Consider the following 21326-nt stretch of genomic DNA (forward strand, 5'->3'; position numbering starts at 1 on the left):
ATCCGGGCGGTTTTCTGTCGGACCGTCGCACTAGTGTTCGATTTATGGGTAGGGATGCGTTCGCTGATCGGGACACCGTCATGGGGTGCCTGGAGGCGATGGAGGCCGCCCATGCCCTGTTGGCGCGGTGTTCCTTCGATGCGTTGAGCCCGCAGGAGCTGGTGGAGGTGCTGGCCCGCCGCGAGGCGCTGGCCCGGCAGGCCCCGTCGGTCGACCACCAGATCGTGGCCCGCTTCCTGGCCGAGGGCCATAGCGAGGCGCTGGCGGGGTGCTCGCTGGCCAAGGCCCTGGGTGAGCGGTTGCGGATCAGCGCCACACAAGCCCGCCGGCGCATCGAGGAAGCCAAGGTATTGGGTCCGCGCACCGCCCTCAGCGGTGAACCTCTGGCCCCGGTGCTGCCCAGCCTGGCTGCCGCCCAAGCCGCCGGGCGCATCGGGCCCGAGCACGTGGCGATCGCGGTCAAAGCGATGAACAAGATCCCCGCCGGTGTGGCTGCCACGGATCGGGAGCGCGCCGAACGCGACCTGGCCGAAATGGCGGCACTGTTCGCCCCGGAGACCTTCCAGCGCCTGGCGGTGCACCTGATCGCGGTGTTGGATCAAGACGGCGACGAGCCCGACGACCGCGCACGGCAAGCCCAACGCAGCCTGCGACTGGGTCCACAACGCCCCGACGGATTGAGCACCGTCAGTGGCACGATCAACGCGGAGCTGCGGGCCACCCTGGAGCCGGTGCTGGCCAAACTGGCCGCCCCGGGGATGTGCAACGCCGCCGACGAACAACCCTGCGTGTCCGGCACCCCTAGCCAGGAGCAGATCGAGGCCGATCACCGCACCCGCGACCAACGCCAGCACGACGCGCTGCTGGCCGCCCTGCGGGCCACCCTGGCGTGTGGGGACCTCGGGCAACTCAACGGCCTACCGGTCACCGTGATCGTCTCCACCACCCTGGCGCAGTTGCAGGCCGCCACCGGCACGGCCCACACCGCCGGCGGATCCCTGCTGCCGATGAGCGACCTGCTGCGGATGGCTTCCCACGCGCATCATTACCTCACGATCTTCGACGACCACGGCCGAGCCCTATGGCTGGGCCGCAGCAAACGCCTCGCCTCCGCCGATCAGCGCATCGTGCTGCACGCCCGCGACGGCGGCTGCACCCGACCAGGCTGCACCGTCTCGGGGTATCTGACCCAGGCCCACCACATGCGCGAATGGGCCGACAACGGCCACACCGATATCGATGACCTGACCCTGGCCTGCGCCCCCGACAACCGGATGGCCACCGAACAGGGCTGGACCACCCAACTCGGTGACACCGGCCGCGTCGAATGGATCCCCCCACCGGCACTCGACCACGACCAACCCCGCATCAACCCCTTCCACCTCATCGAAGCCACCATCGACTACCACCGAGCCGCACCTGAGGCTGAACCGCCCGACCCCAAACCACCACCACCAGGCTGGCCGGACCTCGACGAACCCCTACCCGGCGAACCCGGCTACGACGAAGCCTACGAAGGGCTGCTGCGCAGCTACGACGCCATGGACTACGACGAGATCGCCGAGCGATACGGCCTTACCGACGACGACCTGCTCAGTACTGGGTAGAGCCCAGATCGACCGCGATCCCCGCTGCGGTGACCATGCGCGACTCGTCGCCGGCCAGCCAGCACACGGCGTCGGCGATGTCTTCGGGCTCGGCAATGTAATCGGGCAGGAATGGCGTCACCATGTTGATGAGGCCCGGGTTGGTTTCGTTGGCCGTGTGCAATGCCGCCATCATGTCCCCGGTGCCCATCGGGGTATTGACCGCGCCCGGATGCAGGCTGTTCACCCGAATCGAATGCTTGCCCAGTTCGGCGGCGAAGGCGCGGGCCATGCCCGTGACGGCGTGCTTGCTGGCCGTGTAGTGCACCATGAACGGCTGCATCTTGAGACCGGCGGCAGAACTGATCAAGATGATCGACCCGCCGCGCTTTCCATCGATGATGTGCTGCGCGCCGGCCATCACCGCATTCCAGGTGCCGGTGACGTTGATGTCCATCACGTCGCGAAAGTTCTCCGGGGTGATGGCATTCCAGACCTGCGGGGCCGCCACACCGGCGTTGGCGACGATGATGTCCAGTCGTCCCAACTTGCCCACACCGTCGGTGACGGCCTCGCGCAACCCGTCGTAGTCGCGGGTGTCGACCACCGAGGAGACGATGCGCCGGCCGGTCTCTTCGACCAGGCGCACCGTTTCGGCCAGATCCTCCGGGCTCGCCGGCAGATAGGGCACGCAGTCCGGCAGTTTTCCCGCCACGTCGATAGCGATGATGTCCGCGCCCTCGGCGGCCATCCGCACCGCGTGCGCCCGGCCCTGTCCGCGCGCCGCACCGGTGATGAATGCCACCTTGTCGGTCAGTCGACCTGTCATTTCGTTCCCTCCGTTGTTGGTTCAACTGGTGTACAGACCGCCGAACGGTCCGATGAATCCGAGGATCGGGTCGATCACGGCCTGTTGGATGCCGGTCACATCCAGGAGATCCTGGATCGCCTGCCCGATCGGTCCTTCGATGGCGAAGAACATCGTGAACGGATTGAAGTCGGCGTTGAGCTGGGCCACGGCGTCGTGGTAGGACACGCCCAAATTCTCTTCCGACCACGACTGTGCTTGCGCCAGCAGGTTTTCCATCGTGTCGTATCCGGGCAGTTGCATCCCGAACAGTGCGGCGGCATTGTCAGCACCTTGTACGACGGCCTTCGCGAACTCGATGCCGAAGGTCAGCGGATCCAGGGTGGGGAAGAGCTGTATCGGTGTCGGTTCGCCGAAGGGGACCGACCGGTCGTAGCCGGCTTCGATGATCACCTGCAGTGCCGGTTGCACGATGTCGAGAACAGGTTGGGGCACACCCAAACTCATCAGTGGGCCCAGCAGCGGCAGGGTGGTCGACGGGATCAGGTAGAACGTGGTGTCGCCCTCCACCTGCCGGACGATGTCGGTGGAGCCGAGCAGGTATTCGTCGGCGTACGGCCCGGCCAACGGGTCCGACGGAGGCCAGATTGCGGGAACCCCCGGAATGGCGCCGTCGCCGTAGGCGGCGTGGGCGTAGATGATTCCGAAGAACGAATTGAGCACGGCCACCAGGTTCAACGGGTATTGCGGGAAGTCCGAGAAGAAGTCGTACTGCTTGGAGATGTCGATGGTGTGGATGCCCAGGTCGGTTGGTCCGGCACCGGGAAAACTGCCGCCCAGTCCGGGGATGTTCAGGCCCTCGAAGCGCGCCACCTCGCCGCCGTTGGGCCGGCTCGACGAGCCGAGCAGAACGAACGTGACGTCCGGGGCGGGCTGGCCGGTCGCGGCGAGTTCGGCCAGGTGCGCTTTCTCCATCACCGCGATCATGGCGCTCTGCGAATATCCCTCGACGACGAACGGTCGGCCGGGCTGCGCTGCGAGCTGGGCGGCGATCGCGTCCTGCAGATTCGCCAGGCCGGTGGGAACCGAATGGCTGGCGAAGGATTCGGGAGTGGGAACCAGTACCGAGGTGTAGTCACCGCCGGTCGCAGGGTTGATGTAGTCGGTGATGATCGCATCGCGCCACGCCTGACTCGGCGTAGGCATACCCGTGCCGCCCATCATCAACGCGTTGAGGGGGCCGTCGGTGCTATCTGCCCAGGCGAGTGGCGCGCAGAACACCGCCGATACCAACACATTTCCGGCCAGCGCAACCATCTGACGACGTGTCATGAACGACCTCCCGGCTCGAGTGCCTCATAGCCGCCGACGGCAAGCATCGCCCGCAGGCGCCGTTTGTCGACCTTTCCGGTCGGCCCGCGTGGCACGGCGTCGGGACTGTCGACGAGCAGCCACACCGTCGGCACCTTGAAGGCGCTCAACAGCGTCCGCGCCTGTTCGTGCAACCACCCGACCGTCAGCCCGTCGCTGGAGATCGCCGCCCCCACCCGGAACCGGTCGCCGTCGGGTACGCATGTCACGAACGCGGCTTGCACACCGTCGATGGCCCGCAACGCCTTCTCCACCTCGCTGGGATACACCGTGGCCCCGCTGACCTTGAACATGTCGTCCGAACGGCCGTGGTAGAAGAGGAATCCGTTTTCGTCGAGACGGCCCAGGTCGCCGGTGGGGTAGTAGCCGTCGACGGTGAAGGTGTCCTCCCGGCTGCGGCCGCAGATGCCGCGCAGCGTGTGCGGTCCGCGCAGTTGGATCTCCCCGACCGTCCCGGCCGGGACCGGTAACCCGGTATCGGGACCGACGATCCGAACCTCCATGCCGTCAAACGGTTTCCCGCAGCTGCCCCACGCCCCCGCCGGCAGGTCGGTGTCGGCGGCGTAGCCGCAGTACGGGCCGAAGCTCTCGGTCATCCCGAACAGGTTGGCCCGCGCCCCGGGTTCGGAGCGCAATGCCGGTGGCAGCAGGGCCTCCAGGCTGCCGGGGCGCAGCGCCGACAGGTCGGCCGAGCCGGCGTGCCGGGCCAACTCCTGCGCCTGGTCGGGCCACCCGCGAAACAACGTGACCCGTTCGGATTCCAGCAGACTCAACGTGGTCTGCGGCTTCGGGATCTCCTCGGTGACCAGGGTCGCCCCGGCCAGCAGTGCCGAGAGCACGCCGCCGCCGAAGCCGCCGACCCAGAAGAACGGCATCGGCAGGTACAACCGGGTATCGGTGGTGATACAGCGCGCGGCCAGGCCGGATGCCACCGCCCCCAGGGCGCTGCCATGGGAGTGCATCACCCCCTTCGGTGGGCCACTGCTTCCGGAGGTGAACATGATCACCAGCGGATCGCTGGGTGTCACCGACTCGGTCATGGCGTCGAACACCCGGACCGGGTCGGGGCCGGCGATAAGTGATGACAGGTGTTCGGTAGTCCAGACCTGTTGCAGCGCAGGAAGGTCCACCGTGCGCCTGTCACGCAGGCCGTCGAGGTACCGGTGGCCACGGAACTCCTCGACGCCGATCAGGAACTGCACCGCGGCCACCCGCAGTTGTGCGCGCAGTTCCGAGGGCGTCAGCAGGGTGCTCAGCGGAACCAGCACCGCGCCGATGCGGGTCACGGCGATCGCCGTACGGACCCAGGCGACGCTGTTGGGCATGACCAGGCCCACCCGGCTGCCCTTGCCGACACCGGCCTGCACCAGAGCCGCGGCCAGTTCCCGCGATGAGGCGTCCAGGTCGGCGTAGCTGAGCCGGGCGCCGGGATCGATCACAGCCGGCTTGTGCGCGTAGCCGACGGCACCGGAGCGAACCAGTGCGTCGATCGTTGCGGTGTCAGGCATTCGACACCGCTGCGAACAACGCGGCCAGCCGGCGCCCATCGACTTTGCCGCTGGCCAGTAGCGGGACCGTTCCGGGCGCAACGCTGATGAACCGGCGGGGGATCTTGTACGCAGAGAGCTCCGTACGCAGCAGCTCGCGCAGTGCACCGGGGTCGGGGCCGGCGTCCACCAGCACGGCCGCCACCACCTGGCCGCGATCCGGGTCGGGGATACCGATCACGTGGGCGGTGACGCCGCCGGTGACCTTCGCGATCGCGCGCTCCACTTCGGCCGGGGAGACGTTGGCGCCGGCAGTCTTGATCATGGCGTCGCGGCGGCCCAGAAAGTAATAGAAGCCATCGGCATCGGTGCGGACCTGATCCCCGGTGTGGAACCAGCCGTCGGCGTCGAAGCATTCCTCGCGGCTGCGCCGGTGATAACGCTGCATCACATGACGTCCGCGGATCAGCAACTCGCCGTCGTCGACCCGGCATTCGATCCCCGGCGCGGGCTTGCCGAAGCTGCCGCGCCGGTGCTCGGGCTGGTCGGTGACGTCATCGCTGAGCAGCACCGGGCCGCCGGTCTCGGTCATCCCGAGCATGCCGTGCCGCAACCCGGGGTCCTCAGGGCGCACGTCGGGAGCCATGATCGGGTAGAGGTTGCCGCGGCGCACGCTGGACAGATCCCGGGTGCCCAGGCTCGGGTGGTGAATGAGGCCGGCGACGCCGCTGGCGAAACCATTTGCCAGGGTGGGTTTCTCGGCCTCCAGCAGATCCAGGGTCTCGCTCGGGTCGGTGGCGTTGGAGCACAGCAGGGTCGATCCGGCCAGCACGGTGCCCAGCAACGCAAAGGCGAAACCCCCGACCCAGAAGAACGGAGAGTTGCTGAAATGTATGTCAGTGGAAGTGATTCCGCATACCTGGTTGAGGTAGCGCTGATGGCCGATCAGTCCGGCATGGGTGTGCACCACACCTTTGGGGTTGCCGGACGACCCTGAGGTGTAGATGATGGCCAGCGGATCGTCGGGGTCGACATCGTCTTCCAGCGCCGGCAGGAGCTCATCCACCTCCGGTGCCGAGTATCCGAAGATCACATGGCGCAGCTGCGGTACCGCAACGCTGTAGATCGGGTCGTCACCGACCGCGGCGTCGGTGAGCACCTCGGCCAACCGTTGCCGGTAGTCGTGGGAGCGATAAGACTCCGCAGCGAGCAGGATTCGCACGTCACTGTGCACCAGCTGCCCGCGCAGTTCCGGTGCCGTCGCAATGGTGGGCAGCGGCACCACTACCGCGCCTATCCGCGCTGCGGCCAACATTGCCACCACAAACTCAGGACCATTGGGGTGCAGGACACCGACGTGGGTGCCCTTGCCGCAGCCCAGCGAGATCAGCTGTGTGGCCAGTGCTGCGGAGCGCGCGTCGGCCTCGGCGTAGCTGAGGCGTTCGGAGTCGCAGATAAGCAGGGGCCTCTGCGATCCGGCCTTGGTGCGCCAGATCTGCGGCAGCGTGTCAGCGATCATGCTCGCCTCGCGCGCCGATCAGCTCACGCACCGCGTTGAGATCGGCCTTGCCCGAGGGTGTTCGTGGGAGTGCGTCGACGATGGTGATGGCGGTGGGGATTTCGTAGCGCGCCAACCGGGTGCTCAGGAAGGCGGTCAGCACCCCGGCGTCGGCGTGGGCTCCCGAGCGCAGTTCGACCGCGGCCACCGGAGTCTGACCGAGGCGATCATCGGCCTTCCCCACCACCGCGGCACCCTTGACGGCCGGGTGCGTTTCCAGCGCGACGCGCACGTCGTCGGGCATCACTTTGAAACCCCCGCGGATGATGGCCTGATCCGCCCGGCCCAGGATCCACAGGAAGCCGTCGGCGTCGATGCGGGCCAGGTCGGTGGTGCGCATCCAGTCCGCGCCCGGACCGAGCTGACCAGGCTTGACCTCCAGTAGTCCGGGCTGATCGGGCCCGAGCGGCGCACCGTCGTCGCCGACCACTCGCAAGGCGGCGCCCAGGCTGGCCCGGCCGACGCTGCCACGCTTGGCCTTCCAGTGCTGCTGGTAGTCTTTCAGAGTCCACCCTGCTACGCCGCCGCCGAATTCCGTTGCGGCATAGGACGTGAGTACCGGAATTCCGAACTTCTCGGTGAACGCGTCGGCGTCGTCTGCAGACAGCGGTGCGGTGCCCGAGGTGACCGCCCGCACGCTTGCCAGATCCTCGCGGCTCAGCTCGGAGTGCAGCACCATGCGCAGCGCGGCCGGAACCAGCGAGACCGCCTTCGGCTGGTGGGTCCGGACCGCGGCCGCCCACCGTTCCAGATCGAATCGATCCAGCAGCACAAAGGATCTCGCCTCGGCCATACATTGCAGGATCCGGTATACGCCGCCGATGTGCACCAACGGTGAGTTGACGATCGCCACCCCTCGACGCGGCTGCCCCGGTGGCTGCGGGGAGCCGATTACGCTGTGCGCCAGCATGTCATAGCGCAGGTCGACGCGCTTGGGCGGTCCGGTGGTGCCGCTGGTCAGCATCCACACCGCCACACCGGGGCGTGTGGCATCCGGGCGGGGCGCGGCGGCCCGGGTGATCTGCGGTGGCCCGGCCAGGTCGGTGAGGGTCACCACCGTCGTGGACGTATCAGTGGTGACCAGGGCGGCCAGATCCTCGGGCGCGCCGATGATCACCGGCAACCCCAGCGCGGCGATGTCGGCGCGGGTGCGCTCATCGCCGCGCGACGGGTTGATCACCACCACGCAGCCTTCGCCCAGCAGCACCCCGAGGACAGCAGCGACGTGGGCGGGCCGGTTGCGCAACAGGATTCCGACCCGGCCACCGGGCTCGGTCACTGCGGCGACCGCCCGCGCCGTCTCGCCGAGCTGCGCCCAGGTGTACCAGGCGCCGTCGTATTCGACGGCCGGGTCCGAGGGTGCCAGGTCGAGCACCGCCGCGATCCGCTCCGTCAGCGGGTGCGCCATCAACGGATCCGCGGCCGGTCCGCGGGCCGCGGCCCCGAAGCGCCGAGTTCGGCCTTGCCCAGCGGATTGCCCAGCCTGGTATAGATCAGGTTCTGCTCCATGGCGACGCGGTAGGGCTTGTCCAGTGATTCCCAGATCGCCTTGACCGTGCCTTGAGTGGCCGTCGGCGGCTTGGCCGCGATGCAGGCCGCGATCTGGTGTGCCCGGGCCCAGAGTTGTTCGCGGGCTACGATTTCGGTCACCAGCTCGATCCGCAGCGCGGTTTCGGCGCTGACACGTTCGTCGTTGCCCATCAGTGCGATCCGCAGGGTATCGCCCAATCCGATCCGGCGCATCAGCCCGATCGGCTCGAGGGCACAGACCAGTCCGGCCGAGACGTGGGAGTCGAAGAAGGTGGCGTCGGTCGAGCAGATCACCACATCGGATTCGTTGACGAAGTAGAACGCGCCGGCGGTGCACAACCCCTGTACCGCGCAGATGACCGGCTTGAACATCTTCTGCCACTTGGGGCTGAGCGCCTCGCCGGGATCCTCGTGGTTCCAGACGTTGTCGGGCTGGCCATAGGGCTCCTTGACATCCAGACCGGCGCTGAAGGCCCGGTCACCGGCGGCGCGCAGGACCACGGCGTGCACGGTCTCGTCGAGTTTGACCATGCGCCAGGCCTCGATCATCTCCTCGCACATGGTGCGGTTGAACGCGTTGAGCCGCTCCGGCCGGTTCAAGGTGATGGTGGCGACGTGGTCGCTCGCGTCGACGTCGAGAAGAATGGTTTGAAAGCTCATCGGCACTGCCAATCCGGTGTGCGCTTCTCCACGAAGGCTTGTGGGCCCTCCAGGGAATCGGCGGTGTGCAGGTTGCGTTCCCGAAACGCCTCGGCGAGCATCTCCGCTTCATGCAACGGCAGGCCCAGGCCCTTGAGGATCGCCAAACGTGTTCCGCGAACCGCCAGTGGGGCATTGGAGTTCACGATGCCGGCGATCTCATGGGCCCGCTCCAGCAAGCGGTCGTGCTCCACCACTTCGCTGATCATCCCGAGTTCGTAGGCGCGCTGGGCGTCCATCCGCTCGTGTTTGCCCATGATCGCCATCCGCAGTGCAACCGAGCGGGGCAGCACCCGGGCCAGTCGCACCACCTCGCGTCCGGCGACCAGTCCGATCGACACGTGCGGGTCGAAGAACGTCGCCCGGTCCGAGGCGATCACGATGTCACCGGTGGTGACCCAGTCCAGGCCCGCGCCACAACATATTCCGTTGATGGCGGCCAACACCGGCTTTGCCATCGTCCGGAACGGCGGGGTGCCCTCCTGAGGGGCCTCCCACTGTTCGTAGGTGGACAGGTAGGGCCGCTCGTTGATGACCTTGCCGTCGCCGGGGATCTCCTTGACGTCGGCGCCGGTGCAGAACGCCCGGCCGTTGCCGGTCACGATCAGCAGCCACACCGCATCGTCGTTCTCGGCTTCGGCGTAGGCTGCCCGCAGTTCGGTGACCATGTGCGGGCTCAGGGCGTTGAGTGCCTCGGGGCGGTTGAGCGTGATCGTGGCGGTGTGCTCGATCACCGAGTAGTCGATGGTGTCGAAGGTCGGCATCGGCGGTCCTTTCTCAGCGGCCGGTGAATTCCGGCGGGCGCCGTTGTTCGAAAGCAGCCAGGCCCTCTTTGAAATCACTGGTGCGGCAGCTGAGTTCGAGATTGAACAGCTCCTGGTTCATGGCCTGCGGCAGGGTGGCGGCCTGGCCGAAGTTCAGTGCCTGCTTGGTCAGGCCGATCGCCACAGTGGGGCCATTGGTCAACCACGCCAACAGCTCCTCGGCGGCGGAATCAACCTCGGCCGGCGGCACCGCCCGGTGTATCAGCCCCCACGCCTCGGCGCGGGCACCGTCGACCTTCTCGCCGAGCAGCAGCATGCGTCGGGCCCGGGCCAGGCCGACCAGGCGCGGCAACAGCCAGGTGGAGCCCGAGTCGGGGCTGAATCCGCGCTCCAGGAACGGCTCCCAGAACACTGCGTCGGCGGCGGCAACAGTGAAGTCGGCGGCCAGGACCAGATTGCAGCCCAAACCAACCGCCCGGCCCTGCACGCTGCACACCACCGGCAGCTGAATGGTGTGCAGCAGTTCGATCACCCGGTGCGCGGCCTGCGGAACTCGCCGGACCAGATCGCCGGTGCGAGGCCGCCGGTCGCCGGCGTTGGTGGCCACCCAGTCCGCGCCGGCGCAGAAGTCGGCGCCGGAGCCGCGCAGGTGGATGGCGCGCAACGTGTCGTCGGAGGCGGCCGCGGTCAGTGCCTCGACCAGCGTGGCGGTCATCGGAGGGCTGAGCGCATTGCGGCGTTCGGGACGTTCCAGGGTGAGCCGGAGCAGCGCGCCATCACGCTGCACCGTCACCGAACCCTCGGTCACTGCCGCACCCGCCCTTCGCAACGTTATCGTTATAGCTACAGTATGCTAGACGATTGTTGCTGCTCGGTGGGAAGGGCGCATGGCGGAAGACGTAGGGGTTTCGGTCGACACCAGCCGTTTCGGCTCGCAGCCGTTGGCGCAGACCGTCGCGGCGGCCGGCGCCATGCGGCGGTTGACCGGGCTGCTGCTCTCACTGGAGCACCCGCACCCGGTGGTCGATGACATGGTGGCGCGATTCGCCGACTGGGAACGCGAACTGGTCGCCGTTGCCCCGGCTGACGCGACACCGCGGCTGGAGTCCGATGACGATGGCCGGGTCTACCTCAACCACGCGTTCGACGTCGGGGCATACAACCCGTGCTTTCCCGAATACCACTTCGACCACGTCGATGCTGAAACGGCTTCCGGGCGAGTCACATTCGGACTGGCCTACGAGGGGCCGCCCGGGCTGGTGCACGGCGGATTCCTCGGAGTGTTCTTCGACTGCGTCACCCAGCAGCAGAGCTGCGCGGTGGGCCTGGCCGGCCGGACCCGCTCGATGCTGGTCAGCTACCGTCGCCCGACACCGGTGCTCACCGAGTTGGACTTCGACATCGTGCGCACCGAGGTCGATCGCGGTCTGGCGTCCGTCGCGCGGCTGTCCCACCGCGGTGAACTGTTGTGCACCGGCGAGGTGACCACCGCGGCCACGCCACCGGAGAAGGTGAGTGCCAACCGATTCGGCCGCCGACGTGAGGAGCCCCAGCCATGAGCGACACCGGCGATGACCGCGTGCTCTTCGACGTCGATCCCGACGGGCGAATCGCCACCATCACGCTGAACAATCCCGGCCGGCGCAACTCCTACGACGCGGCGATGCGTGACACCGTCGCCCGCTGCCTGGACCGGGTCGCCGACGACGACGACGTCGTCGTGGTGCTGCTGCGCGGTGCCGACGGAGTGTTCAGCACCGGGGCGGACATGAACAACGCCTACGGCTGGTACGGCGAGGGGGGCGAGAAACCCGCGGCCAAAGCCCGACCGAGCCAGCGCCGCCGCCTAGCCGTCGACCGAAAATCGTTCGGCTTCTACCACAACCTGATGGGCTTCCCGAAGGTCACGGTGGGCGAGATCAGCGGTTACGCGCTCGGCGGCGGCTTCGAGATGGCGCTGATGACCGACATCTCGGTGATCGCCCGCGACACCCGGATCGGCATGCCGGCCACCCGGTTTCTGGGCCCGGCGCTGGGCAGCCTGCACATGTTCTTCCATCGGCTCGGCCCGGTGCTGGCGCGCCGGCTGTTGCTGACCGGCGACATCATCGAGGCCTCCGCGGTAGAACATCTCGGGGTGTTCACCGAGACCTGCGATGCCGCAGAGGTTTCCGCGCGGGCGCGGTATTGGGCGCTCAAGGCCGCGAAGATGCCCGCCGACGGGGTGGTCATCGCCAAGGAGGCGTTCCGGCTCGTCGAACAGAGTCAGGCGTACCAGGGCGAAGAGGTGGCCAGCTACCTGTTTCACGCCTACGGCACCAACCTGCAGTTCGGGCCGGGGGAGTTCAACTTCGTCAAGACCCGGGCGCAGCACGGAACCAAGGAGGCGTTCCGGCTGCGTGACGAGCACTTCCACGTCCCGGAACCGTGAGCTTTACAAAAACAACGATTAATGTAAGGTCGAAAAATGCCTACTCCAGTCATTGTCGGTGCCGTTCGGACGGCCATCGGACGCTCGTTCAAGGGAACGCTGGTCAACACTCCGCCGGAGACACTGATCACCACGGTGCTGCCCGAGGTGGTTCGCCGGGCGGGTATCGATCCGGCTGATATCGACGACATCATCTTCGCCGAATCCCACTACGGCGGTGGCGATCTCGCTCGCTACGCGGCGGCTGCGTGCGGCATGGAGTCGGTGCCCGGGCAGTCGGTCAACCGGCACTGCGCCGGCAGCCTGACCGCGATCGGCAACGCGTCGGCGCAGATCGGTTCCGGCATGGAACGGGTGCTGATCGCCGGCGGCGTGCAGTCCCTGTCGATGACACCGCTGACGAAATGGCGGGTTCCCGGGCCCGAGTTGAAGTTCGTCGAGCCCTGGATGCCGCCGACCCACCCGGAGACGCCGGACGCGCCCACCCGGGACATGTCGATCACGGTGGGGTGGAACACCGCCCAAGCCGCCGGCATCACCCGCGAGGAGATGGACGCCTGGGCGGCCCGCTCGCACCAGCGCGCGATCGCCGCGATCGACTCCGGAAAGTTCGTCGACGAGATCATCCCGCTGAAGGTCGAACTGCCCGACGGGTCGGTGACCGAGTTCAGCGTCGACGAGTTCCCGCGCCGCGGCACCACGGCCGAGACGCTGGCGGGCCTCAAAGTGCTGCACCCGGAGATCGAGGGGTTCTCGATCACCGCCGGCAACAGCAGCGGCACCAACGACGCGGCGGCCGCGGTCGCGCTCGTCGACGCGGATTACGCGCGGGACAAGGGCCTGAACGTGATGGGAACCGTCAAGGCATGGGCCTCGGTCGGGGTCGCACCGCGTGACACCGGGCTGGGCGGGGTCAAGGTGATCGGCAAGGTGCTGGAGCGAGCCGGGCTGTCCGTCGGCGACGTGGCGCTGTGGGAGATCAACGAGGCCTTCGCCTCGGTGCCGGTCGCGGCCTGCAAGGAATACGGCATCGACGAAGAGCTGGTGAACTTCTCCGGCAGCGGCTGCAGCCTCGGCCACCCGATCGCCGCTTCCGGCGCCCGGATGGTGACCACCCTGCTCTACGAACTCAAGCGGCGTGGCGGCGGCATCGGCGTCGCGGCCATGTGCGCCGGTGGCGGCCAGGGTGGCGCGGTGGTGATCGAGGTTTAGCGCCGTCGCGCGGGTTTGGCGTTCTGCTCGATCAGCCGTTCGGCGTGATCGAGGATGCAGTCCAGGCCGTACTCGAAGTTGGAGTCGTCGGCCGCGCCGATCCGGTGCCCCTGCCGATTGGTCTGGGCCAGCAGCGGGGTGGCCTCGGGGTCGATGACCAGTGTCTCCTCGAAGTCCGACGGACCCTCGGCGTCCGAGGCTCGGTTCTTCTCGTCGAGCCTGCGCAGCACCACCGATCCGCGGATGTGCACCGAGATCGTCGAATAGGTGTCGAACGCGTCCCGCGGTGACAACCCGGCCTCCACCAGGCCGGCGATCGCCCGCTCCACTTCCTGAGCGCCCAGTTGCGCGGCCCGGGGAGTCAGGGCGGCCCGGATCAGGATGAGGTCGCACAGGATCGGGTTGCCCAGGAACGTGGTCCGCATGGTGTGCGCGTGGTTGCGCAACGTCTGCCGCCAGTCCTTGGCCTGCACGTAGGGGGTGGCGAAGGTGTACTGCCGCAGCGCCCGGGTGGTCATCGCGTTGAGCAGCTCGTCCTTCTTGCGGAAGTACCAGTAGATGCTCGTCACGCCGACGCCGAGATGCTTGCCCAGCAACGGCATGCTCAGGTTGTCGACGCCGATCTGCTCGGCGAGTTCGAAGGCGCCGTCGATGATGTCGTCGGGGTTGATGGACCCGCGTTCACGCCGCTGACGCTTCTCCGCTACGGGCTGCTTGGCCACTGCGGGTACCTCCAGTTCTGGTCGCACGGATTCTTCGCCGTTAAACCTACCTGTACCGGGGCCGGCGCCGGGGATTGAGCTTTCTTTTACTGTAAAGCATATGGTAAGCATTGTGGTATACGTTGCCACAACAGCTGAGGGGTGGAGCTGTGCCTGAAGAGGTATTGCGCGAGCGCCGCGGTCGGATTCTTGTCATCACGATCAACCGGCCGGAATCCAGAAATGCGGCCAACAAGGCGGTCGCAGAAGGCCTGGCGGCCGCCTGCGACGAGCTCGACGACACCCCCGAACTCTCGGTGGGAGTGCTGACCGGCGCCGGCGGCAACTTCTGTGCGGGCATGGACCTCAAGGCGTTCGCGACCGGTGAGCTCGCCTACGTTCCGGGCCGGGGTCTGGGCTTCACCGAACGCCCGCCGCGCAAACCGCTGATAGCCGCGGTCGAGGGCTTCGCGGTGGCCGGGGGCACCGAACTGGTGCTCGCGACCGATCTGGTGGTGGCCGCCAAGGGTGCGAAGTTCGGCATCCCCGAGGTCAAGCGTGGACTGGTGGCCGGTGGTGGCGGTTTGTTGCGGCTGCCGCACCGCATTCCGTATCAGAAGGCGCTCGAATTGGCGCTTACCGGTACGACTTTCACCGCGGAGCAGGGCGAGGCGTGGGGTTTCGTCAACGTGCTGACCGAACCCGGTGAAGCGCTGGCCGGAGCCATCGCGCTGGCCGAACAGATCACCGCCAACGGACCGCTGGCGGTGGCGGTCACCAAGGACATCATGACCAAGGCGGCGGATTGGTCGCAGGAAGAGATGTGGCACAAGCAGAATGAGCTGATTGCGCCGGTGTTCGCTTCCCGCGACGCGATCGAGGGCGCCACCGCCTTCGCCGAGAAGCGGGCGCCCAACTGGACCGGGGCCTGACCCCTCAGCTCGAACATTCCGGATCAACGTGAGGAGAAGTCGTGTCTTTTGCAGGTGAAGTGGTTCTGGTGACCGGTGGCGCCGGCGGCCTCGGTGAGGCCACCGTCCGTCGGCTGCACGAAGCCGGTGCGGCGGTCGTCATCGCCGACCTCGCCGACGAGAAGGCCACCAAGCTGGCGAATGAGTTGGGGAACAAGGCCGTTTACGTGCGCACCGATGTGCTCAACGACGACGACGTGCAGGCCGCGCTGGCAAAGGCCGATGAACTGGGCACCCTGCGTTACGCGGTGATCGCCCACGGCGGTTTCGGCGTGGCGGACAAGATCGTCGCCCGCGACGGCAGCCCCGCGCCGATGGAAGGCTTCACCAAGACCATCGCGCTGTATCTGACGGGCACCTACAACGTGCTGCGGCTGGCGGCGGCCAAGATCGCCCGGAACGAGCCCGGGGCCAACGGCGAGCGGGGTGCGATCGTGATGACGTCGTCGATCGCCGGGATCGAGGGCCAGATGGGCCAGTCGTCGTACGCGGCGGCCAAGGGCGGGGTGCTCGGGCTGACGCTGTGCGGCGCCCGCGACCTCAGCTCGGTCGGTATCCGGCTCAACAGCATCGCCCCGGGCACCATCAAGACGCCGGCGATGGAACGGGCCACCGACGCGATGCTGGCGAAGTTCGCCGAGACCGTGCCCTTCCCCAAGCGGCTCGGCAGGCCCGACGAATACGCCAACCTGGCGCAGCACCTGCTGGAGAACACCTACATCAACGGTGAAGTGGTGCGCATCGACGGCGCGCAGCGCTTCCAGCCGCGGTAACCGGGTGGACCTGGGCCTGCGCGACGCATCGGCCGTCGTGGTCGGCGGCGGACGCGGGATGGGGCTGGCCACCGCACGCTGCCTGGCCGACGACGGCGCCCGCGTCGCCGTAATCTCCCGCACCGCAACTGATCTCGACAACGCGGTGGAGGACCTGACGCGGCGCGGCAGCCCCGATGCGCTCGGCTTGGTCGCCGACGCCTGCGACGAGGCCCGGGTGCAGGAGGTGTTCGCCGAGCTGTCCGAGCGCTGGGGAGGCCGGCTCAACATCCTGATCAACGCGACCGGGCCGGATGTGCAGGGCACGTTCGACGACCTCACCGACGAACAGTGGCGGCGCGCCATCGACCAGGGTGCGATGGGCATGGTGCACACGGTGCGGGCCGCATTGCCGTTGCTGCGCAAGGCGCAGTGGGCACGGATCGTCAACTTCTCGGCGCATTCCACCCAGCGCCAGAGCACCGTGCTGGCCGCCTATACCGCCGCCAAGGCGATGGTCAACAGTGTCTCGAAGAATCTGGCGCTGTTGCTGGCGCCCGACGAGATCCTGGTGAACGTCGTCTCACCCGGCAGCGTCGCCTCCGACGCGCTCCTGGGGTGGGCCCGCACCGTCGGGGTGGACGGGGAGGACCCCTACCGGTTGATGGATGCCATCACCGAGCACTTCGGCCATCCGGCGCAGATGCCGCGGGCCGGCCTGCCCGACGAGGTGGGGGCGGTCGCGGCGTTCCTGGCGTCGCGGCGCAACGGGTACATGACCGGGGCCAACGTGAACGTCGACGGCGGTTCGGACTTCATCTGACCTGCTCACGGGTCACGCCGCGGCGGACTTGGCAGGTTGCGCGCGGCGTTATCGAAAGGTATACAGTATGAGTAATCACAGTCGGTCTCGACGGGTTGCTCATGGGCGGGAGGTGCCACATCGATGACCGCCGCCGTGCTGTACGACGTTTCGGACGGCGTCGCGCTGATCACCCTCAACCGCCCGGAACGGCTCAACGCCTGGGGTCCCGACATCGCGGCCGGCTTCTACGCCGCGATAGACGGCGCCGAGGCGGACCCCGCGGTGCGGGCGATCGTGGTGACCGGCAGCGGTCGGGGATTCTGTGCCGGTGCGAATCTCGGTCCGGCCACCGGAACCGACGAATCGGCTCTCGACACGTCCGGAACCGATGTGGCCCAGTTGGTCGGGGACCGTCCCGCGCACTTCCTCACCGAACTGCGCAAGCCCGTCATCGCGGCGATCAACGGTGCCTGCGTCGGTATCGGACTGACCCACGCTCTGATGTGCGACATCCGATTCGCCGCCGCCGGCGCCAAGTTCGCCACCGCGTTCACCCGTCGCGGTCTGATCGCCGAATACGGGATCACCTGGATTCTCCCGCGCCTGGTCGGCTGGGGAGCGGCGATGGACCTGCTGCTGTCCGGGCGCACCTTCCTCGCCGAAGAGGCCCACCGACTCGGGTTGGTCAACCAGGTCGTCGCACCCGACGAGTTGCTGCCGCGGGCGATGGCCTACGCGCAGGACATCGCCGCGAACTGTTCTCCGGCGTCGCTGGCGGTGATCAAAGCGCAGGCCTACGGTGACGCGCTCGATGACATCGCTGCCGTCAGTGCTCGCTCGGAGAAGCTGATGTACGAATCGCTGGCCCGGCCCGACCTCATCGAGGGGATCACCAGCTTCCTGCAGAAGCGGCCGCCGAACTTTCCGCCCCTCACCGAAGAAAGGTTGAGCACATGACTGCCGCACTTGAACGGCTCCCATACCTGGCCGTCGATGTCGACAACCACTACTACGAGCCGCTGGACGCCTTCACTCGGCACCTGCCCAAAGAATTCCGCAGCCGCGGTGTCCAGATGGTGCAGGACGGCAATCGCACCCTGGCGGTGTTCGGCGGGGTCGTCAACCACTTCATCCCGAACCCGAGCTTCGATCCGATCATCGAACCCGGCTGCCTGGATCTGCTGTTCCGCGGCGAGATCCCCGAAGGTGTGGACCCGGCGTCGTTGATGAAGCTCGACCGCCTCTCCGAGCATCCCGAATATCAGAACCGCGACGCCCGCGTGCAGGTGCTCGACCGGCAGCGGCTGGAGACGGTGTTCATGCTGCCGACCTTCGCCTGTGGCGTGGAGGAGGGGCTCAAGCACGACATCCCCGCCACCGTTGCGTCGGTGCACGCGTTCAACCTTTGGCTCGACGAGGACTGGGGCTTCGACCGTCCCGACGGCCGCGTGGTCTCCGCACCGATCATCTCGCTGGCCGACCCCGAGAAGGCGGTCGACGAAGTCGAATTCGTGATCAGTCGCGGGGCCAAGCTGGTGTGTGTGCGCCCGGCTCCGGTGCCCGGCGAGGTTCGGTCCCGGTCCCTCGGTGACCCGGCGCACGATCCGGTGTGGGCGCGCCTTGCCGAGGCGGGCGTCGCAGTCGTCTTTCACCTATCCGACTCCGGCTACATGGCGATCCCGGCGTTGTGGGGCGGCAGCGGTGTGTTCAAGGGATTCGGCAAGCGTGACCCGCTGGACATGGTGATCATGGACGATCGCGCGATCCACGACACCCTCGCCTCGATGATCGTGCACCAGGTGTTCACCCGTCACCCCGAGCTCAAGGTGGTCAGCATCGAGAACGGCTCGTACTTCGTCTACCGGCTGATCAAGCGGCTGAAGAAGTCGGCCAACAATGCGCCGTACCACTACAAGGAAGATCCGATCGAGCAGCTGCGCAACAACGTCTGGATCGCCCCCTACTACGAGGACGACGTGAAGCTGCTGGCCGACACCATCGGCGTCGACAAGATCCTGTTCGGCTCCGACTGGCCGCACGGTGAGGGGCTGGCCGACCCGACGACCTTCACCGCAGATATCCCGCAGTTCCCTGAGTTCAGCGCGGAAGACACCCGAATGGTGATGCGAGACAACGCATTAACCCTGCTGGGTGATCCCAGACGTAGCGCACCGGGCGCCGCCCACCTGACAGCGTCGGTCTAACGGTGTGCGAGTGGACCATCGGCGCGGTCCTCGACGAGATCGCCGAAGCGGTTCCCGATCGGGTCATGACGATCTGCGGGGACCGGCGCAGCACCTTCGCCGAATCGGCGCGGCGCACCAGCCGGCTGGCCGGTTACCTCGCCGGACGCGGGTTCGGCGCACATCGGGAGCGCGGCGATCTGCGTAACTGGGAGTGCGGCCAGGACCGGATCGCGCTGCTCATGCACAACGACCTCTACCCCGACATGGTGATCGGCTGCCTCAAGGCCCGCACCGTCCCGGTCAACGCCAACCATCACTACACCCCCGCCGAGATGGCCGAGCTGCTCGACTATCTGCGGCCCCGCGGGGTCATCTACCACCGGTCACTGGGGGCGAAATTCGCCGCCACCCTCGCACAAGCCGGTGTGGAACTGCTGATCTCGATCGACGACGGCAGCGATGCGCCCGAGCTCGCCGGTGCGGTGACGCTCGACGACGTTGTGGCGGACGGGTCCGGCGCCCATGCGCCTGTGGGCTCACCGGATGACCTGCTGATGATCTGCACCGGCGGGACCACCGGGCGCCCGAAGGCCGTGCTGTGGCGCCAAAGTGACATCTACGTCTCATCGATGGTCGGCGCCGACCACGCCGACGCCGCCGAGATCCACCAGAAGGTACGCGACGCCGGGCCGCCCTGGTTCGCGTTGTCACCACTGATGCACGCCGCCGGAATGTGGACGGCGTTCTCGGCGATCCTGAGCGGCCAGACGGTGATCCTCTACGACACCGCAACCGGATTCGACGCCCGTGTGGCATGGCAGACGGTCGAACGCGAGCGGGTCGGGCTGATGACGATGGTCGGCGACGCCTACGCGGCACCGTTGGTGGAGGAGCTCGGCAGGGGGACCTACGACCTGACGTCGCTCTACGCCATCGGCACCGGGGGCGCCGCGACCAACCCGAAATATCAGGCGGCACTGCTGGAGTACCTTCCCCAGCTCACGCTGATCAACGGCTACGGCTCATCCGAGACCGGGAACCTCGGATTCGGCCGCAGCCGGCGCGACGCTCGCCGGGACACCTTCGACCTGCGCGACGGTGGATGCGTGATCTCGCGGGACCGCAGCCGGTTCCTGCAACCCGGCGATCCCGAGGTCGGCTGGTCGGTACGCACCGGCCGCATTCCGCTCGGCTACTTCGATGACGAAAGTGCCACGCGCAGCACCTTTCCCGATGTCGAGGGCCGCCGGGTGGTGGTATCGGGAGACCGGGCCTCCATCGAGACCGACGGAACCATGCGGCTGTTCGGCCGCGATGCCCTGGTGGTCAACACCGGCGGGGAGAAGGTGTTCGTCGAAGAGGTCGAGGAAGTGTTGCGGGCGCATCCCGGGGTGGCGGACGCACTGGTGGTGGGCCGTCCCAGTGATCGGTGGGGACAGGAGCTGGTCGCGCTGGTCGCGCCCCGCGGTGGCTCGGGCATCGCGACACTCGATGAGTATTGCCGAAAGTCGTTGGCGGGATTCAAGATCCCGAAGGAGTTCGTCGTGGTCCCCGAGGTGCGCCGGCTCGGCAACGGTAAGGCCGACTACCGCTGGGCCAAACGACAAGCCGAGCGGAAGGTCGCCACCCTATGAAGACAAAGGCCATCGACTGTCTGGTCAACGTGCACTTCGGTGAGAGCGAACAGCCGTCCTGGATGAGGGCCGCCCGCGACGACTACTTCAAGGGTCCTGAGTCGATGTTCGAACCCGCCGACATGTCGGCGCTGCTCGACGAGATGGACGCCAACGGTGTGACCAAGGCCGTCCTGATGGACAACCTCGCCAAACCGTCGGTGACAGCGCGAAAGTTCGCCGACGCCAGGCCGGATCGGTTCGCGTTGGCCATCGGCGGAGTGAACCTGCTGCGGCCGGTACCCGCGCTGCGCGAATTGAGCGCGGTGGCCGCCGATCTGCCGGTGGTCTACGCGGTGGTGGGGCCGAGCTTCTGGGGCGACGGCCAGTATCCGGCCAGCGATGCCGTCTACTACCCGCTCTACGCCAAGTGCGCTGAGTTGGAGCTGCCGCTGTGCGTCAACACCGGCATTCCGGGGCCCCCGATCCCCGGTGAGGTGCAGCACCCGATCCACCTGGACCGGGTCTGCGTGCGCTTCCCGGAACTGCGGCTGTGCATGATCCACGGCGCCGACCCCTGGTGGGACGTCGCGATCCGGATGCTGATCAAATACCGCAACCTGCGGCTGATGACCTCGGCATGGTCACCCAAACGGCTGCCGGAGGCCCTGCTGCACTTCATGCGCACCCGGGGCGCCGACAAGATCATCTTCGCCTCGGACTGGCCGGTGCTGCGGATGAATCGCGTGGTGCCCGAGGCACTGGCCCTGGACCTGCCGCCCGACGTCCTGGACAACTACCTCTACAACAACGCCCGCGAATTCTTCTTCGGCGACCACAAGGAGCAATGAG

Annotated in this window: 20 protein-coding genes; 11 read left to right on the forward strand and 9 right to left on the reverse strand. The window is 67.4% G+C overall.

The window, feature by feature from the left end:
• Positions 1-44: 44 nt before the first annotated feature.
• Positions 45-1607: an HNH endonuclease signature motif containing protein gene (locus K6T84_RS08855; protein WP_225400596.1), complete on the forward strand. Its 1563-nt coding sequence runs from the start codon at positions 45-47 to the stop codon at positions 1605-1607.
• Here K6T84_RS08855 and K6T84_RS08860 read toward each other — a convergent pair.
• The 8 genes from K6T84_RS08860 to K6T84_RS08895 are packed head-to-tail and all read right to left on the reverse strand — an operon-like array spanning position 1594 to position 10638.
• Positions 1594-2415, reverse strand: a complete 822-nt coding sequence (locus K6T84_RS08860) for a mycofactocin-coupled SDR family oxidoreductase (RefSeq protein ID WP_225400595.1) — start codon at positions 2413-2415, stop codon at positions 1594-1596. The two genes, K6T84_RS08855 and K6T84_RS08860, sit on opposite strands and share 14 nt — an antisense overlap.
• A gap of 21 nt (positions 2416-2436) precedes the next feature.
• Complete coding sequence (locus K6T84_RS08865) at positions 2437-3726, reverse strand: PE-PPE domain-containing protein (RefSeq protein WP_225400594.1); 1290 nt, start codon at positions 3724-3726, stop codon at positions 2437-2439.
• Complete coding sequence (locus K6T84_RS08870) at positions 3723-5273, reverse strand: class I adenylate-forming enzyme family protein (protein ID WP_225400593.1); 1551 nt, start codon at positions 5271-5273, stop codon at positions 3723-3725. The genes K6T84_RS08865 and K6T84_RS08870 overlap by 4 nt, the downstream gene beginning before the upstream one ends.
• Complete coding sequence (locus K6T84_RS08875; RefSeq protein WP_224862557.1) at positions 5266-6771, reverse strand: class I adenylate-forming enzyme family protein; 1506 nt, start codon at positions 6769-6771, stop codon at positions 5266-5268. The genes K6T84_RS08870 and K6T84_RS08875 overlap by 8 nt, the downstream gene beginning before the upstream one ends.
• Positions 6761-8218, reverse strand: coding sequence for a class I adenylate-forming enzyme family protein (locus K6T84_RS08880; protein ID WP_224862555.1), 1458 nt, complete (start codon positions 8216-8218; stop codon positions 6761-6763). The genes K6T84_RS08875 and K6T84_RS08880 overlap by 11 nt, the downstream gene beginning before the upstream one ends.
• Positions 8218-9000 (reverse strand): enoyl-CoA hydratase/isomerase family protein, encoded by a 783-nt coding sequence (locus K6T84_RS08885; RefSeq protein WP_225400592.1) that lies wholly within the window; start codon positions 8998-9000, stop codon positions 8218-8220. Before K6T84_RS08885 ends, K6T84_RS08880 begins: the two co-directional genes overlap by 1 nt.
• Positions 8997-9803: an enoyl-CoA hydratase/isomerase family protein gene (locus tag K6T84_RS08890; RefSeq protein WP_225400591.1), complete on the reverse strand. Its 807-nt coding sequence runs from the start codon at positions 9801-9803 to the stop codon at positions 8997-8999. The genes K6T84_RS08885 and K6T84_RS08890 overlap by 4 nt, the downstream gene beginning before the upstream one ends.
• 13 nt (positions 9804-9816) lie before the next feature.
• On the reverse strand, positions 9817-10638 hold the full coding sequence (locus K6T84_RS08895; protein ID WP_408066081.1) for an enoyl-CoA hydratase-related protein: 822 nt from the start codon (positions 10636-10638) through the stop codon (positions 9817-9819).
• 52 nt (positions 10639-10690) lie between these two features.
• Between K6T84_RS08895 and K6T84_RS08900 the strand changes: the two genes are divergently transcribed.
• The 3 genes from K6T84_RS08900 to K6T84_RS08910 are packed head-to-tail and all read left to right on the forward strand — an operon-like array spanning position 10691 to position 13446.
• Complete coding sequence (locus tag K6T84_RS08900) at positions 10691-11362, forward strand: hotdog fold domain-containing protein (protein WP_224862547.1); 672 nt, start codon at positions 10691-10693, stop codon at positions 11360-11362.
• Positions 11359-12234 carry an enoyl-CoA hydratase/isomerase family protein gene (locus K6T84_RS08905; RefSeq protein WP_225400590.1) on the forward strand — a complete coding sequence of 292 codons (876 nt, stop codon included), beginning with the start codon at positions 11359-11361 and terminating at the stop codon, positions 12232-12234. The genes K6T84_RS08900 and K6T84_RS08905 overlap by 4 nt, the downstream gene beginning before the upstream one ends.
• Positions 12235-12270: 36 nt before the next feature.
• Positions 12271-13446, forward strand: coding sequence for a thiolase family protein (locus tag K6T84_RS08910; protein WP_225397167.1), 1176 nt, complete (start codon positions 12271-12273; stop codon positions 13444-13446).
• Here K6T84_RS08910 and K6T84_RS08915 read toward each other — a convergent pair.
• Entirely contained in the window at positions 13443-14168 is a 726-nt protein-coding gene (locus K6T84_RS08915) for a TetR/AcrR family transcriptional regulator (protein ID WP_225397166.1), read from the reverse strand. The two genes, K6T84_RS08910 and K6T84_RS08915, sit on opposite strands and share 4 nt — an antisense overlap.
• Positions 14169-14317: 149 nt before the next feature.
• Between K6T84_RS08915 and K6T84_RS08920 the strand changes: the two genes are divergently transcribed.
• The 7 genes from K6T84_RS08920 to K6T84_RS08950 all read left to right on the forward strand — a co-directional run bounded on the left by K6T84_RS08920 (position 14318) and on the right by K6T84_RS08950 (position 21325).
• The gene (locus K6T84_RS08920) at positions 14318-15079 is read left to right on the forward strand and encodes a crotonase/enoyl-CoA hydratase family protein (RefSeq protein ID WP_225400589.1); all 762 of its coding nucleotides are present in this window, start codon (positions 14318-14320) and stop codon (positions 15077-15079) included.
• Between the two features lie 41 nt (positions 15080-15120).
• Positions 15121-15891, forward strand: coding sequence for an SDR family oxidoreductase (locus tag K6T84_RS08925; protein ID WP_224862537.1), 771 nt, complete (start codon positions 15121-15123; stop codon positions 15889-15891).
• Between the two features lie 4 nt (positions 15892-15895).
• Positions 15896-16693 carry an SDR family NAD(P)-dependent oxidoreductase gene (locus K6T84_RS08930; protein ID WP_224865964.1) on the forward strand — a complete coding sequence of 266 codons (798 nt, stop codon included), beginning with the start codon at positions 15896-15898 and terminating at the stop codon, positions 16691-16693.
• A 123-nt stretch (positions 16694-16816) separates the two neighbouring features.
• Complete coding sequence (locus K6T84_RS08935; RefSeq protein WP_225400588.1) at positions 16817-17632, forward strand: enoyl-CoA hydratase; 816 nt, start codon at positions 16817-16819, stop codon at positions 17630-17632.
• Positions 17629-18879 carry an amidohydrolase family protein gene (locus K6T84_RS08940; protein ID WP_225400587.1) on the forward strand — a complete coding sequence of 417 codons (1251 nt, stop codon included), beginning with the start codon at positions 17629-17631 and terminating at the stop codon, positions 18877-18879. The genes K6T84_RS08935 and K6T84_RS08940 overlap by 4 nt, the downstream gene beginning before the upstream one ends.
• 2 nt (positions 18880-18881) lie before the next feature.
• Positions 18882-20495, forward strand: coding sequence for an acyl-CoA synthetase (locus K6T84_RS08945; protein ID WP_225400586.1), 1614 nt, complete (start codon positions 18882-18884; stop codon positions 20493-20495).
• The gene (locus K6T84_RS08950) at positions 20492-21325 is read left to right on the forward strand and encodes an amidohydrolase family protein (protein WP_225400585.1); all 834 of its coding nucleotides are present in this window, start codon (positions 20492-20494) and stop codon (positions 21323-21325) included. Before K6T84_RS08945 ends, K6T84_RS08950 begins: the two co-directional genes overlap by 4 nt.
• Position 21326 lies beyond the last annotated feature (1 nt).

Source organism: Mycobacterium zoologicum (assembly GCF_020181635.2).
GTDB lineage: Bacteria > Actinomycetota > Actinomycetes > Mycobacteriales > Mycobacteriaceae > Mycobacterium > Mycobacterium zoologicum.